This window comes from Kitasatospora sp. cg17-2 (genome assembly GCF_054031055.1).
In genome coordinates, this window is record NZ_CM132923.1 from 1,094,691 (window position 1) to 1,109,583 (window position 14,893).

The following is a 14,893-nucleotide window of genomic DNA, read 5'->3' on the forward strand; positions in this document are numbered from 1 at the left end:
CCGTGCGACAGCGCACCCTCGGCGGGCGGAGCGTCGGCGCGATCGGGCTCGGCGCGATGCCGCTCTCGGTGGAGGGACGCCCCGACCCCGATGCTGCCCTCACCACCCTGCACGCCGCGATCGACGCGGGCGTCACCCTGGTCGACACCGCGGACTCCTACCACTGGCACGCCGGCGAAGCCGGCCACAACGAACGCCTGATCGCCCGCGCGCTGGCCGACCGCTCCCCCGCCGACCGCGCGCACGTGCTGGTCGCCACCAAGGGCGGGCGCGGCCGTCCGGGGGACGGCTCGTGGACGGTCGACGGGCGGCCCGAGCACCTCCGGCGCGCCGCCGAGGATTCGCTGCGCCGCCTCGGCGTGGCCGCGATCGACCTCTACCAGGTGCACAAGCCCGACCCGCTGGTGCCCTGGGCGGACTCGGTGGGAGCCCTGCGCGAACTGCTGGACGCGGGGAAGATCCGCGCGGCGGGCATCTCCAACGTCGACGAGCAGCAGATCCTGACGGCGCGGGAGATCCTCGGCCCGGGGCTGGTCTCGGTGCAGAACCGGTTCTCCCCGGCCGACCGCGGCTCCCTGCCGCAGCTGCGGCTCGCCGAACGGCTGGGCCTGGCGTTCCTGCCCTGGAGCCCGCTGGGTGGCCTCGCCAGGAGCGTGCTGGACGGTCCGGCGGACGGCGTCCCGGCCCGCACCGCCTTCCACCGCGTCGCCGAGGCACGCGGGGTCTCGCCGCAACAGATCGGCCTGGCCTGGCTGCTCGCCCTCTCCCCCACCGTCGTCCCGATCCCCGGCGCCCGCCGCCCCGCCAGCATCCGCGACAGCGCGGCGGCGGCCGGGCTGGTCCTCGACGCCGACGAACTCGCCGCCCTGAACGGCCCGTTCGCCGACCCGACCGACCCGACCGACCCGACCGCGCCGACCGCGCCGACCGCGCCGACCGCGCCGACCGCCGCCACCTACCCTGCAGACCCTGCCGACCCCGTCAGCCCGGCCGCCTCGGCCAGCAGCCGGTAGGAGGTGAGCAGTTCCGCCCGGTCGTAGGTGCTGGTGGTGACCAGGAACTCGTCCGCGCCGGTGCGCTCCAGCAGCGCCGCGAGGTCGGCGACCGCCCGGGCCGGAGTGCCGGCGACATGGCCGGCGAGGGCCTGCTCGAACGCGGTGCGCTCGCGCGGGGCCATCGGCCTGGCCAGGATCTCCTCGGCGGGTTCGAGCGGCGGGAACTCGCCGTGCGTCCGGCTGTAGGCGCTCGCCCAGGCCTCCGGGACGAGCAGTGCCCGGCCCCGCTCCTCGGTCCCGGCCACCGCGACCGTCCCCGACACCACCACGTAGGGCCGCCCGGCGTGGGCCGAGGGCCGGAAGCGCTGCCGGTAGCGGTCGATCGCGGCCACCATCGCCTCCTCGCCCCGCACGGCCGCGATCACCAGCGGCAGCCCGGCGTCGGCGGCGACGTCCGCGCCCGCGCCGGTGGCCAGCACGTACGCGGGGACGTCCAGGCCCTCGGCGGGGCGGGCGTGCACTCCGCCGGGGCCGCGCGCGTCGGGGTCGAACCAGGAGAGGAGTTCGGCGAGTTGCTCCGGGAAGGCGTCGGCGGCGTCCTTCTCCCGGCCGAGCGCGCGGCGGACGCCGTCGGTGAAGCCCACCGACCGGCCGAGGCCCATGTCGATCCGGCCGGGGAAGAGCGCCGCCAGCACGCCGAACTGCTCGGCGACGACCAGGGGTCGGTGGTTGGGGAGCATCACCCCACCGGTGCCGACCCTGATCCGCGAGGTCGCCGCGGCCACCGCCGCCGCCAGCACCGTCGGCGCCGAACCGGCCACGCCCGGCACCCCGTGGTGCTCGGAGACCCAGAACCGGTGGTAGCCGAGCCGCTCGGCCTCCACCGCGAAGGCCACGGTGTCGCGCAGCGCCTGCGCGGGCTCCTCCCCCCGGCGGGTCCGGGAACGGTCCAGTACGGAGAGGCGCAGGGCGGGCGAGGCGGTCACGTCCGTGGCAACAGCCGTCGGCGGCGGAGGCATTCCCCGCCCGGGCCGCCACCGGGCGAAAACCGCTTGCCGCGGCAGGCTCCCACCCACTAGCAATGTGACATGCTACAAACCTCCCGCATCGGGCTCCGCGCCCGCCACGACAGCGACGTCGCGGTACTCCAGAGCGAGCTCTACGACGACGTGCCCACCCGCTCCCGGGCCGACTCCCGGCCGTGGCGGCCGATCTCCCCCGGCGCCGCGGAGTCCCCGTACGCCGTGTCCCCGGCCGGGGACGACGCGGCCTGCTTCTCCGTGGTGGAGCTGTCCTCCGGCGAACTCGCCGGTGAGGCGCTGCTGTGGGGCATCGACACCCACAACCGGCTCGCCCACCTCGGCCTCGCGCTGCGCCCCGGCTTCCGCGGGCGCGGACTGGCGGGCGAGGCGGTGCGGCTGCTGTGCCACTACGGGTTCACGGTGCGCGGCCTGCACCGGCTCCAGGTCGACACGCTGGCCGACAACCTGCCGATGGTCGCGGCCGCGACCCGCGCGGGCTTCGTGGTCGAGGGCACACTGCGCCGGTCGGCCTGGGTGACCGGGGAGTTCCTGGACGAGGTCGTGCTCGGGCTGCTGGCCGAGGACTGGACCGAGAAGCCGTAGCCGTTGCCCGGACCCGGGCCGCGGCGGCCCGGGTCCGGAGGGCCGCGGCCCGGGTCCGGGCGGCCGCCGTTCCCGTCCGCCGCTCCCGTCCGTCGCTGCCGTCCGTCGCTGCCGTCAGCCGAGCCCGAACCAGTGCTCGGCGAGCGACTCCAGGGTGCCCACCCCCGGGGGCGGCGGCACCTCCCGCAGGTACCGGGGCAGATTGCTGTACACGTGCAGCAGCGTCCAGGCCATGGCCGCGCGCGGGTCCACGGCCCGTCCGTACCCGGCCGCGAACCGCGCCATCAGCCCCGGTTCGGCCCGGGTGACGAAGACACCGACGCCGACGAAGTCGTACGCCCGGTCGCCGATCATCGCGGGCTCGAAGTCGAACAGCCCGGACAGCCGCCCGCCGGCCGGGTCGAACAGCAGGTGCTGGCGCATGAACTCGGTGTGCAGCAGCACGCGTTCGGGCTCGCGCGGCAGCTCCGCGGCGTCCAGGAAGTCGGGGATGCGCTCCAGCCAGGCGTCCGGCAGGCCGCGCTCGCGCTGGCGTCCGACGGCCCCGGCGCGCTGCCGGTCGGTGAAGGCCCCCCAGTCGCCGGGGCCGAGCACATCGGCGAGCGGCCCCGGGTCGAGCGCGTGCAGGGCCGCCAGCGTCTCCCCCGCCTGGACGGCGGTCCGCTTCCGCCCGTCGGGCGACAGGTCCGCCCAGGCCTCGGTGAGTTCGGCGCCGCGCAGCCGGGACATCAGCACGTACCGCCAGCCGTTCTCGTACTCGCCGGCGTCGTGCAGCTCCGGTGTCGGCACCGGCAGTCGGCCGCCGATGTGCGCGAGCACCCGGGCCTCGGTCCGGCCGTCCTCGGCGGCGGCCTTGGGATAGAGCTTGAGGACCAGCTCGGCGCCGAGGGCGTAGACCGGCTGGGAGCCCTCGGAGAAGCGCTCCGGGGCGGGCAGCCCGCGCAGCCCCAACCGGGCGCAGAGGTCCTCGACCCCCGGGCGCATGACCGCCTCGTCCGGGACGACCGCGTCCCACTGTTCGTCCGTCTCGACCAAAGGCAGCATGCGGTGGACGTTAGGCGGCGGACGTCCGGGCGGCAACCGGATTTCGGCCGGCTCCCGCCCCTGACCGGCGGCAACGCCCGGACGCCGGGGCGGCGGACGGCGACGCGACGCGCCCCGGGGCGGCGGACGGCGACGCGACGCGCCCCGGGGCGGCGGACGCCGGAACGTGGGCGCCACCGCCCCGGTGAACGAGGATCAGCCGCGCGGCAGGACCAGCGACTGCACGGCGGCGAGCTTGCGCCAGTCGCTGGAGACGATGCTCGCGTGGGCGCGGGCGAGCAGCTCGGTACGGGCGCGGGCCTGGTCGGCCGTGGGGTCGGTGCCGCTGATCGCCGGGGCGACGTTGTGGGCGTCGGTCATCGTCAGCAGGTAGTGGTTGGTGTCGTACCAGGAGGTGTCGATGCCGTTCACATAGGCGGCGGCGTCACCGTCGAAGACCACGAACCACGGACGGATCGAGGTCTCGCTGTACCGGGTCCGCGGGTCGCCGGCCGCCGCGCCGAGCGCGGTCGGGAACATCCGGGCCTCGCCGATCCGGCCCGCCGCCGCCAGGTCGCGCAGGTAGCGGCCGTACTCGACGTCGGTGTGCAGGGTGTCGAAGGGGTTGTCCAGCTCCACCGTGCCGGGGATCACGTACACCAGCACCCGGCCCGCGAGCGCCGCCCGGGTCGGCCAGTTGCCGGCCCGGGCCGCCTCGTCGAGGCTCGGGTAGCTGCCGCCGCCGGGCTTGGCGAGCAGGTCGGCCGGGCGCAGCGCGGCGGAGCCGAGGTGGGCCGCGATCAGCGCGTCCAGCTGGGCCGGGCCCATGCCGAGGTTCCCGGAGAAGCCCGGCTTGAGCTCCAGCTTGATCACCAGCGGTCCCGCCGCGGGGTGGGCGGCGAGCCAGAGCCGGACGTCGTCCAGGCAGGTGTCCAGGTTCTTGTTGCCGCTGCCGGAGTAGAGCTGGGAGGCCGTGGTGGCGCTGACGCAGTTGTTGCCGTTGCCGAGCGGGTTGGAGTGGCTGACCTTCCACTCCTTGGTGATGGCGTTCGGCCAGGCGTCCAGCTCGATCATGCCGGTGCCGGTGTCGAGGCCCTGGGCGAGGTAGCGGAACGCGGCCGGGTCGTAGGTGTTGTGCAGGCCGACGGTGGTGGCGGAGCCGAACGGGAGCTCGCCGGGGGTGCGCTCGGCGGCCTCGGCGGCGGAGCCGATCGGCAGGAGCGCGGCGGCCGCGGCGAGCAGGCCGACGGCGAGGGTGCCGATGAGGGTGCGGCGGACGGTCACGATGGGGGTCCCCTTGTCAGTGCGCCTGAGGGCCGGCGCGCCTTCGGCGGTGGCTTCCGCCGGTGCAGAGCATGACGGGGCCGGCCGTCGGACCGGTGAAGGGGGCACAACAAGTGCGTGACTGTCAGCTGCCGATCCGTCACCGCACGCTGCTGCGGCGGCGGGCCGACCGGGCAGCCCGGGCAGCCCGGGCGGGCGCCGGGGCGCGGGGACGGTCGCCGGGGCGGGTAAAGCCGACGGCACGGGCTCGGCGGGCTCGGCGGGCTCGGTGGCCCGGGTGGGCCCGGTGGCCCGGGCGGGCAACGCGGACCGGGCAGGCAGCGCGGTTCGGGCGGGCGATGTGCTCATCAGAAGACGGACCAGCCGGTCGCCGTCGTCAGCGCGTCCAGGGCGGCCACGCCGAGCACCGAGTTCCCGGCCGCGTCCAGCCCGGGGCTCCAGGTGCAGACCGTGCCCCGGCCGGGCAGCACCGCCAGGACGCCGCCGCCGACCCCGCTCTTGCCGGGCAGGCCCACCCGGTAGGCGAACTCGCCGGCCGCGTCGTAGGTGCCGCAGGTGAGCAGCACAGCGTTGATCCGCTTGGCCTCGCTGCGCGACAGCAGCCGCGAGCCGTCGGCGCGCACGCCGTGGCGGGCGAGGAAGAGGCCGGACAGGGCCAGGTCCCGGCAGTTCGTCTCGATCGCGCAGTGCGCGTAGTAGTGCGCGAGCACGTCCTCGACCGGATTGCGCAGATTGCCGTAGCCGGCCATGAAGTGCGCCATCGCGGCGTTGCGGTGGCCGTGCTCGGCCTCGGAGGCGGCGACCGCGCGGTTCACCGCGACGGCCGGGTCGCCGGACTCCGCGCGCAGGAAGTCCAGGACGGAGCCGACCGCGTCGCCGGTGAGCTCCAGCAGGCGGTCGGTGACCACCAGGGCGCCCGCGTTGATGAAGGGGTTGCGGGGGATGCCGTGCTCGGTCTCCAGCTGGACCAGCGAGTTGAACGGGTTGCCGGAGGGCTCCCGGCCCACGCCGCTCCACAGGCCGTCGCCGCCCTCGGCCAGCGCGAGCGCGAGGGTGAAGAGCTTGGACACCGACTGGACGGAGAACGGCTGCTGCCAGTCCCCCGCGCCGAAGACCCGGCCGTCGACGGTGGCGATCGCCATCCCGAACGCCGTCGGGTCGGCCTCGGCCAGAGCCGGGATGTAGTCGGCGACCCGGCCGCGCAGCGGCGAGCGCACGGCCGCCGCCATGGCGTCCCGGACCAGCTCCTGGTAGTCCACGCCCGGGTCCGACGGCTGCTGCGGGCCGTGCGCGCGGGGCGGGTCGATCGCGTCGTTCACCGCGCCATTGTCCTCGGCGCGGGTCCGCCCTCCGCAGCCGGGGTGCCGTCGGGGTGTCGCCCGGGGCGCCGCACGGGTCCCGCCGGGGCGGGCCGGGGGTCCGCCGGGGGTGTCCGAGGTCTGTGGCAGGCTGTTCGCCATCCGACGGAGGGGGACGACGATCATGCACAGGCCGAGCCGGCCCGAGGACCTCGACGACGCCGGGCAGGTGTGGGCGCGCGCCGTGCTGCTCGCCCTGCTCGACGCCGCCCAGGGGAACCGCGAGCACTGGCTGGACGAGCAGGGCGTGTGGAGCGAGAACGGCGGCGGCTCCTTCTGGTGGCGTCTCACCCTGGTCGACGACGGCCACGCGGTGTTCTGCGGCCAGGACTCCGACGGCAGCCACACCCACGTCGACGGCCGGCAGATCGACTTCCTGGTCGGCGGTCCGGAGTGGCTGCCCTGGGAGCAACTGCGGGAGGACGCCCAGGGGAACCTGTTCGGCTTCCTCTACTGGTGGCAGGACGGCGCCTGGCACCGGATCCCCTACCCGGACGCCCTGGCCGAGGACGGTCTGGCCGCCGCCGCGCCGTGGCTGGGGTCCGAGCAGTTGTTCCTCGCCGAGGCGGCGGAGCTGGCGTGGGTGCTGCGCGAGGACGCGCCGGCCTTCGCCGACGCCGTGACGCGCTTCCTGCGCCGCGCCGAGCAGCGCACCGTGGACGCCCGTGCGGTGGCGGAACTGCTCGCGGCCGCCGGGGTCGGGGACGACGACCGCGAGGCGCTGCGCTTCGAGCCGGCGCTGGACGTCGCCGTCCGGGCCGGGCTCACCCGGCACGCGCCGGTGCCCGGCTGACGGGTAACCGGCCGACGGGTGCCCGGCGGGGCTCAGGGGCAGCGCACGTCGGTGCCGCCCACGCCGACGAGGCCGTCGTTGAACGCCGCGCCGCCCTGGTACTCGTAGTACACGTAGGAGTAGAAGTTGACGTTCAGCGCCTCGCCGCAGGCGGAGTCCGGGGCGATGGTGTAGGTGAGGGTGTAACTGGTGCTGGCGCCCGGGGCCAGGGGCAGGGCGAACAGGGCACCCGAGCCGCCGGCCTGCGGGTTGCCGCAGACCGTCGGGTACGGCACCCCGTTGCACGCGGTCTCCGCGTACTTCAGCCCCGCGTACTCGACGTCGGTAGAGGTGTCGTAGGTCTGCTGGACGGTCTGGTAGACGAAGCGGATCGGGGTGTCGTGGGGGTTGGTGAGGGTCACGGTCACGGTGAACGAGCCGCCGGGCGGCGTCGTGGCCCGGTCGCTGACCGAGGTCAGCGGGATCGGCAGGGAGGCCGTCCGGGCGGCGGCGCGGTGGGCCGGGGCGGCGGGGACGGGGGCGGCATGGGCCGGTACGGCCGCGAGCAGCGGGCCGGCGAGGAGAAGGGGCAGCAGTGCGCGCACGGCGCGCTTCCACGATGTCAGGCGCATGACGACGGAGCGTAGGGGCCGGGGCCGCGGCTGAGCTCCCGACCGCGGCCGTCCTCGGGGCGCGACCGTACCGATGGACGAGCGGTGGACGGACGGACCGGCCCACCGCACTCGCGTTCGAGCACGGCCGGACGGCGGCGGGCGTACGCTGCGGTGCCCCCGTCGCTCGCCCGGCCGCCGTCGTCCCGCCACCCGCCCACGACACCCGGCCCGGCGGCCACGCGTGGGACACCCGTAGGTGCCGCCGACCCGCCGGCGGTCGGGTCAGCGGCGGACCATGCGCACCCCGGCGACCTCCAGCAGACCGTCCAGCTCGACCTTGCCGACCCGCTGGTCGGGGCTGGGCACCAGCCCGTCCCGGCGGACGAGGTCGAGGATCCGCTCGGCCAGCGGCAGCACCATGTGGCGCCCCCAGCAGCGTTCACTGGCGTGACCGAACGGCAGGTAGCCGGGCTGGTTGTCGGGGTCGACGCCCTTCCAGCGCTCCGGCCGGAAGGTCTCCGGGTCGTCCCAGAGCCGGGGGTCGCGGTGGCTCAGCAGCGGGAGCAGCAGCAGGTCGTCCTTGGGTCCGATCCGCGCGTCCACGGCGCCGAACTCCGGGGAGGCGACCCGCAGGATGTTCCAGGAGGGAGGCAGCAGCCGCAGCGCCTCCAGCAGGATGTCGCGGTTCGGCACCTCGTCGTCGAACGGCGCGCCGAGCCAGACCGCGTTGGTCACGAGCGCGGCCACGGTGAAGCAGATCGGCCCGGCCACCCGCCGGTAGAGGTACATCGCGTAGCGACGGTCGTCGTAGGTCTCGGCGTCCAGCACCCGGGCGGCCAGATTCGACAGCGGAATTTCGGTGCCCGGCTTGCCGAGCATCGCGGTACCGGCTGTGACGGCCATCCAGGTCAATTTGGGCGTGAGTTCCAGGCGGCGGTCGACCAGGATCCGGAAGCGGAAGCTCTCCTCCCCGAAAACCAGGTCCCGCAAATAGATGTGCGGCGTGTGCGGCCATTTCCCGCTGAGATCGGTCCGGTCGCCCAGCGGCTTCTTCAGTGCCGTCCGGACGTCGGCCGACACCGCCTGCATGAGCGCCGCCGCATCGGGCTTGGTGACGAGCCGCCCCCGTACGGGCTTGAAGGTCGGCCGCTCCTCGGCATTGGCCGGCCTGCTGCGCAGCAGTCCGTCCATGAGGTCGACGCCGGACACGCCGACGGTGTCGGCCTCCAGGCGGAAGAGGTCCTGACCTCGGTACTTGTTGAGGAGTTCGTCGATCCGCGGTGCGAAGACGGTGACGCGGGCGCTCCGCCCGGTGCTGGACATGACCATCCGTGGCTCCAAGGGTGAACGGCTGTGGTGACAGGGGCCCGCCCTCGGCGAACGCCCCGCTCACGGCGAGCGGGCCGTGCCCGGCGGGTCCGCTCGGGACCCACCGGGCACGCGTCCGGCAACGGACCGCCGGAATTAGATCCAGCCGTACCAGGCGTAGGCCTTCAGGCTCTTCTCCGGCATGACCTTCTTCACGAAGTGAACGAGCTTCATGACAGCACCTCCATGTCTCAGAAAACGATGACGAACAACATTCCGGCGAGCGGCACCCGGAGCGAACTCCTAGGAATTTCGGGTTCCGTTTGCCCCCCGCTGCAACGAGTGAATACCCGCCCGCAAATCACGGTCAAGTGTGACGCAGATCACTCGAGCGAACGCCCGGTCGGGCGGTTTGACGCCCCGTCGGCGAGGCCCGGCACTGTTGACGCGAGCGCGACAGTGCTGGTCAGCGCCACGTCCGACCGATGGCCGCCAGGTGAACAGCGCATTCCCGGCGAGGGTCGGCCGGGGGCCGGACGGCCCCAACGGAACGTTCGGTCTGCCTCATGGGGCATCGCGACTGCCCGGTCGTGGCACCGGGGCGGCCCGACCCGCCGCCGGAGGCAGAACGGCGGGCCGCCGCCCCGATTCCCCCCGCCCGACCCGTGGTTGAGCCCCGCCCACGCGCGTACCCTCGGTCGCGAGGGCGGGACTCCGGAGCCTGGGGGGCGACGAGTGGCTGTGGGACTACTGGTGGGCTTCGCGCTGGGCTGCCTGGTGACGGCGGCGGTCCTGTGGCGCCTGACCCTGTCGGCCGCCCGGCAGGCCGCCCGTTCGGCGGCGAGGGCCGAGGCCGCCGCCCTCAAGGCCGCCGGATCCGACGCCGACCCCGTCACCACCGTCGCCGCGACATCGGCGGCGGCCCCCGTGCCCGCAGCGGCAACCGGAGTCGCCGTCGCGAAACCCGCCGCCGCGAAGAAGCAGCCCGCCGCCGTCGCGAAACCCGCCCCGCGCGTCGAAGCGGCCCGCCCCGACCCGACACCGCCGCGCCCCCGGTCCACCACCGACTCCGCACCCGCGCCCGTCCTCCCGCCCGCCGAGGACGGCCTCCCCCGGCTGCGCCCCGCCTCCGGGCTCAACGACAAGCGGGGTCCGGTCCCACGGCGGCAGGCCGGTGAACGGTTCCACTTCTCCGGACGGTGCGGGGAGCGAGAGGCCGAGTACGAGTTCCCCATCGAGTGGCCGGAGGGCGCCATCACCGTGGCGCAGATCGAGGCCTCGACGAAGGGCTACCTCAGCATCAGCCCCATGACCAGGACGCTCGACCGCGTCGAGTCGCACTCCTCCCTCATCTACCTCAGCTCCTCCGGCAAACGGAAGGGCGTGCGCACCGTACTGACGCACGACTTCACCCACCTCCTGGTCGACTCCCGCGGCATCGGCGAGTGGTCCGTCCGGCTGTACGGCTCCGACGAGATCGACGAGTTGACCGGCACCGTGGAGGGCTACGGCTCCACCGTCCTGGCCGTCCGCCAGAACCTCCCGGTCAGTTGCGTCACCCACGTCAAATCGTCTTCCTGGTCCGCCGAGTTCATCTGCGCCTGCGGACGGATCCCCGAGTCCTTCGGGAGATGCGGGTGCCCGATCCCGCCCGGAGTGCCCAGCAGCCCGCCCCTGGGCGCCTGGGAGTCGGGCGAGGCGATGCGGACACTGCTGTTCCCGAGAACCGGAGTACTCAAGCTGAGGACCAGCGAGCCGTCCGACCCGTGGCGCCTGGAAGTCCGCCCGTACACCGGCAAGCCCAAGGCCCGCTGACCGGCGGGTCCGCCGGCCACCCCGCTGCCACCGCTGCCGACCGGAGTCCGCAGGTCGGACCGGCCGGACCGCCGTGTTCCGACCGATCGTCACCGGCACTTTGCGCCCGGACGCGCGAGTACGGCGACGACGCCGCTACCCTGTGCTCCGCAGCGGAACGACCGCCCGGCCGTTTCCGCTCTCGCTGGGGGCGATTGTGGTCGAACGTCTGGTGGTGGACCTCCACGCCGACGGCCGGATGCTGGTGACGGAACAGCCCTCCGGGGAGGTGTCCCCGGCAGCCGCCGTCGACGCCGGATGGCTGCGGCGGCCCCTGGCCGACGGGCCGATGGAGAGCCTGCGCTGGTACCTGGAGGACTACCTGCGGACCCCGCTCGGCGCCTACGGCGAGCGCGGTCCGCAGATCGCCCGGCAGCTCCCGGACTGGGGCGCACGGGTGTTCTCCGCACTGTTCGGCACCGGCCCGGGGCGGGACGCCTACCTCCGGGCCCGCGGCCGCGGCGGCGACGGGCTGGAGCTCGTACTGCGCTCGGACTCCGCCCAGTTGCTCGCCCTCCCCTGGGAGTTGATGACGGACCCGGAGCGACCGGTGCCGCTGCTGCTGGACGACGTCGTGCTGAGCCGCCGGACACCGGACACCGAGGACGGCGGCAGCCCGACACTCGGTACCGGCGTGTCCCGGCTGCGGGTACTGCTGGTCGTCGCCGCCCCCGACGACCCGGCCGGCCCCGGCCACCGGTTCCTCGCCCCGACGCTGCTGCGGCGACTGCGCGCGGAACACGGCACGGTCGAACCGACCGTCCTGCGCCCACCGACGCCGGACCGGCTGGCCGAGGTGCTGCACGAGGCCCGGGAGGAGGGCCGGCCGTTCCACGTCCTCCACTTCGACGGGCCCGGTCCGGCCGACGTGCCGACCACGACGCCGGTCCCGCTGGTGGTCCTGACCACCGGCCGGTCCGCCCCCGAGCCCGGACTGCCGGAGGCCGTGGCCGCGTCCCGGCTGCTCCGGGAGGGCGCACACGCCGTGCTCGCGCTGCCGTACCACCTCCACGCACCGGCCGCCGCCGGGTTCCTGGCCACCTGCTACGAACGGCTCCGCACCGGCGATCCGGTGGCCCTGGCCGTGGCCGCAGGGCGCCGCCGACTCGCCACCCAGGACCGACGCACCTCCCCCAGGGGCCCACTGCCGCTGGCCGACTGGACGGTCCCGGTCCTGTACAGCCGGCCCGGGGCGGCACTGCCCGGACCGGACACCGACCGGGCCGTGCAGGTGGCGCCCGCGCACGAGGCGACCGGGGCGACCGGGGCGACCGGGGCGACCGGAGCCACGGCAGCAGCGGAGCCCCCGGACCACCGTGACGAGCTCGCACCCGTCGGCGGGTTCGTCGGACGGGACGGACTGCTGCTCGGCCTCGACACCGCGACCCAACGGCACCGTGTGGTCCTCCTCCACGGCGCCGCCGGCATCGGGAAGACCGAACTGGCCAAGGCCTTCGGCCGCTGGTGCCGGGAGACCGGCGCGGTGGACGGGCCGGACGCCGTGGTCCTGCACGCCTTCGAAGCGGGCACCGCCGGGCCCGTCGCGGCCGGGGTGGTCGAGCGGATCGGCCGCCGGCTGTTCGCGCCCGAGGAGTTCGACCCGCTCCCGCCCGCCGAGCGCCGGGCCGCCGTCGAACAGGCGCTGGCCACCCGCCGACTGCTGCTGATCTGGGACGGCGTCGACTCCCTGGCCTCGGCCCCGGAGGCGCCGGACGAGGAACGCGCCGGCCTCCGGACCCTGCTCGACCTGGTCGCCCGGCAGGGGAGCAGCACCGTCCTGCTCACCGGCCGCACCCGCGAGGACTGGCTCGGCCCGGCGGCACTGCGGATCGAGGTGCCGGGCCTCGACCCGGGCGGGACCGTCGAGTACGCCGAGCAGTTGCTCGCCCCCGCCACCGAGGCCCCCGACGCCACCGGCTCCCCCGACACCGTCCGCCGGCGCGGTCTGCGGGTGTTCGGCGAACTGCTGGAGTGGCTGGGCGGGCACCCCCTGGCCATGCGGCTCGCGCTGCCCTCGCTCGACGCGCACGAGCCGTGGCAGACGCTGGACACCCTGGTGCGCGGTGCGGCCGCGCTGCCGGACGGAGCCGCCGACGCGGACCGACTCCCCGCCCCCGAGACCGTTCCGGCGGCGCTCGCGGTGAGCACCGACTACGCGCTGGCCCGCCTCGGCGCGGCCGACCGCCGGGCGCTGACGGCCGTCTCGCTCGTGCACGGGGTCGCCGACGCCACCGTGCTCGCCCTGCTCTCCCGCCATCCGCTCGCGCCCGAACGCTTCCGGGGCCTCGGCACCGAGGACTGGCAGCGGCTGCTGCTGCGGGCGGCCGAGCTCGGTCTGCTGGCGCCCTGCGGCCGCACCGCCTACCGGGTCCACCCGACGGTCGCCACCCGGCTCGCCGCCGGGTGGCGCGCGGCCGGGCCCGGCTTCGCCGAGCAGCACGAGGCCGGGCTGCAGGCCCTGCTCGGCGCCCAGGTCAACTTCTGTCTGCTGCTCAGCCGCGAGCTGCACAACGGCAGCACCGAGTTCGCCCTGACCGCGCTCGACCTGCAGCGGCCGTCGATCGGCGCGATGCTGGCCCGGGCCCTCGACCGGGGCCTGTGGCTGCAGGCGCTGGCGCTCGTCCGACCGCTGCACGACCACTGGAACGCCCGGGGCACGGACCTGGAGGCCCGCCACTGGATCGACCGGGTGCGGCTCGCCGTGGAGGAGGCCGACGGCACCCCGCCCGTCCTCGACAGCCCGGCCGGGTCCCTGTGGCTGTACGTGGTCGGAGCGGACGCCCGGCGGCTGCCGCGGCTGGGCCTGGTGGAGGGGGCCGAGCGCGCCCTCCGCGAGATCCACCGCGCCGCCGAGCTGCACCCGCCCGGTGCCGAGCAGCTCGACGAGCTGGCCGACTGCCACCAGCGGCTCGGCGGGATCGCCGTCGACCAGGGCGACTTCGGCGAGGCCGAGGAGTGGTACCTGCGGTCGCAGGACCTGCTGGAGCGGCTCGGGGACGTGGAGGGCCTCGCGATCGGCCACCACCAGCTGGGGGTGATCGCCCAGCGGCTCGGCCGGCCGGACGACGCCGAGCGGCTGATCCGGCAGGCCCTGGACCTGTTCGAGCGCCTGGGCGAGACCGTCCGGGTCGCCGCCTGCCACCACCGGCTCGGCGTGCTGGCCGAGGAGCAGGGCCGCTTCGAGGACGCCCACGGGTACTTCGGGCAGGCGCTCGCGGCCGTCCGCGCGACGGCCGTCGGCGCCGTGGCCGACCTGTCCGTCGCGGCGGAGCTCCACCACCGGCTCGCCGCCGTCGCCGCCGAGCTGGGCCGGCTCGACGAGGCGGAGGACTGGTGCGAGCGGGCCTTGGACCTCGCCGAGGAGTCCGGCAGCCGGGCCGGCGCCGCCGACGCCCACCACCGGCTCGGTGTGCTCGCCGCCGCGCGGGAGCGGTTCGCGGAGGCGGAGGCCCGGCACCGCAAGGCGCTGGAGATCCGGCAGGACCTCGGCGACCTGGCGGGCACCGCGGCCGCCGAGCACCAGCTCGGTCTGGTGGCGACCCAACGCGGGGACCTCGCCGAGGCGGAGCGCCGCCACACCCGGGCGCTGGCGCTCCGGGAGGAACTGGGCGACCGGGTCGGAGTCTCGGCCGGGCACCACCAGCTCGGGCTGACCGCCCAGGCGGGCGGCCGGGCGGCCGACGCCGAGGCCCGGTACCGCAAGGCGCTGGAGGTCTCGCACCGGATCGGCGACACCCCCGGACTGGCCCGCACCTTCGGGCAGTTCGGGCTGTTCGCGGCGGAGCAGGGGCGGCCCCGGGAGGCGATGGAGTGGCTGGTCCGCAGCATCACCTGCTTCGAGGAGTTCCCGCACCCGGCGACCTGGCCGAGCGTGGTCGGCCTGCACCGCCTGGCCGTCGACCTCGGCCCCCGCGCCGTCGAACGCGCCTGGCGCACGGTCACCGGCCGCCGCCTCCCGGACGCCGTCCGGGAGCACGTCGCCGACTGACCCCCGGGCCCGGCCGACGTGGGCCCGGCTGTTGCGGGCCCGGCCGTTGCGGTCGAGGCCGACGCGGGCCCG

The 14,893-nt window shown here is 75.5% G+C and carries 12 protein-coding genes; 5 read left to right on the plus strand and 7 right to left on the minus strand.

Going from position 1 to position 14,893, the window contains the following annotated elements:
• Positions 1-2: 2 nt before the first annotated feature.
• A complete protein-coding gene (locus ACW14Y_RS04300) occupies positions 3-1,013 on the plus strand; it encodes an aldo/keto reductase (protein WP_456985920.1) in 1,011 nt (336 codons plus the stop codon).
• Here ACW14Y_RS04300 and ACW14Y_RS04305 read toward each other — a convergent pair.
• Positions 956-1,981 carry an MsnO8 family LLM class oxidoreductase gene (locus tag ACW14Y_RS04305; RefSeq protein ID WP_456985921.1) on the minus strand — a complete coding sequence of 342 codons (1,026 nt, stop codon included), beginning with the start codon at positions 1,979-1,981 and terminating at the stop codon, positions 956-958. The two genes, ACW14Y_RS04300 and ACW14Y_RS04305, sit on opposite strands and share 58 nt — an antisense overlap.
• 102 nt (positions 1,982-2,083) lie before the next feature.
• Between ACW14Y_RS04305 and ACW14Y_RS04310 the strand changes: the two genes are divergently transcribed.
• Entirely contained in the window at positions 2,084-2,620 is a 537-nt protein-coding gene (locus tag ACW14Y_RS04310; RefSeq protein ID WP_380305453.1) for a GNAT family N-acetyltransferase, read from the plus strand.
• 114 nt (positions 2,621-2,734) lie between these two features.
• On the opposite strand, the gene ACW14Y_RS04315 is transcribed toward ACW14Y_RS04310, so the two are convergent.
• The 3 genes from ACW14Y_RS04315 to ACW14Y_RS04325 form a co-directional block, all read right to left on the minus strand.
• Complete coding sequence (locus ACW14Y_RS04315) at positions 2,735-3,664, minus strand: phosphotransferase family protein (RefSeq protein WP_380305451.1); 930 nt, start codon at positions 3,662-3,664, stop codon at positions 2,735-2,737.
• Positions 3,665-3,859: 195 nt separating this feature from the next.
• Positions 3,860-4,927 carry a phosphatidylinositol-specific phospholipase C domain-containing protein gene (locus ACW14Y_RS04320; RefSeq protein WP_380386718.1) on the minus strand — a complete coding sequence of 356 codons (1,068 nt, stop codon included), beginning with the start codon at positions 4,925-4,927 and terminating at the stop codon, positions 3,860-3,862.
• A gap of 347 nt (positions 4,928-5,274) precedes the next feature.
• On the minus strand, positions 5,275-6,186 hold the full coding sequence (locus ACW14Y_RS04325; protein ID WP_380386781.1) for a glutaminase: 912 nt from the start codon (positions 6,184-6,186) through the stop codon (positions 5,275-5,277).
• A 223-nt stretch (positions 6,187-6,409) separates the two neighbouring features.
• Here ACW14Y_RS04325 and ACW14Y_RS04330 point away from each other — a divergent pair, with 223 nt between their 5' ends.
• The gene (locus ACW14Y_RS04330; RefSeq protein ID WP_380386720.1) at positions 6,410-7,078 is read left to right on the plus strand and encodes a hypothetical protein; all 669 of its coding nucleotides are present in this window, start codon (positions 6,410-6,412) and stop codon (positions 7,076-7,078) included.
• Between the two features lie 32 nt (positions 7,079-7,110).
• Here the strand turns inward: ACW14Y_RS04330 and ACW14Y_RS04335 are convergent, their stop codons facing one another.
• From ACW14Y_RS04335 to ACW14Y_RS04345, 3 genes are all read right to left on the minus strand, one after another.
• Positions 7,111-7,689 (minus strand): hypothetical protein, encoded by a 579-nt coding sequence (locus tag ACW14Y_RS04335; protein WP_456985922.1) that lies wholly within the window; start codon positions 7,687-7,689, stop codon positions 7,111-7,113.
• A gap of 264 nt (positions 7,690-7,953) precedes the next feature.
• Complete coding sequence (locus ACW14Y_RS04340; protein WP_380440595.1) at positions 7,954-9,000, minus strand: cytochrome P450; 1,047 nt, start codon at positions 8,998-9,000, stop codon at positions 7,954-7,956.
• Positions 9,001-9,135: 135 nt separating this feature from the next.
• Positions 9,136-9,213: a tryptorubin family RiPP precursor gene (locus tag ACW14Y_RS04345; RefSeq protein ID WP_350540985.1), complete on the minus strand. Its 78-nt coding sequence runs from the start codon at positions 9,211-9,213 to the stop codon at positions 9,136-9,138.
• A 501-nt stretch (positions 9,214-9,714) separates the two neighbouring features.
• Here ACW14Y_RS04345 and ACW14Y_RS04350 point away from each other — a divergent pair.
• Positions 9,715-10,794, plus strand: a complete 1,080-nt coding sequence (locus ACW14Y_RS04350; RefSeq protein WP_456985923.1) for a hypothetical protein — start codon at positions 9,715-9,717, stop codon at positions 10,792-10,794.
• 196 nt (positions 10,795-10,990) lie between these two features.
• Positions 10,991-14,821 (plus strand): tetratricopeptide repeat protein, encoded by a 3,831-nt coding sequence (locus ACW14Y_RS04355; protein WP_456985924.1) that lies wholly within the window; start codon positions 10,991-10,993, stop codon positions 14,819-14,821.
• Positions 14,822-14,893 lie beyond the last annotated feature (72 nt).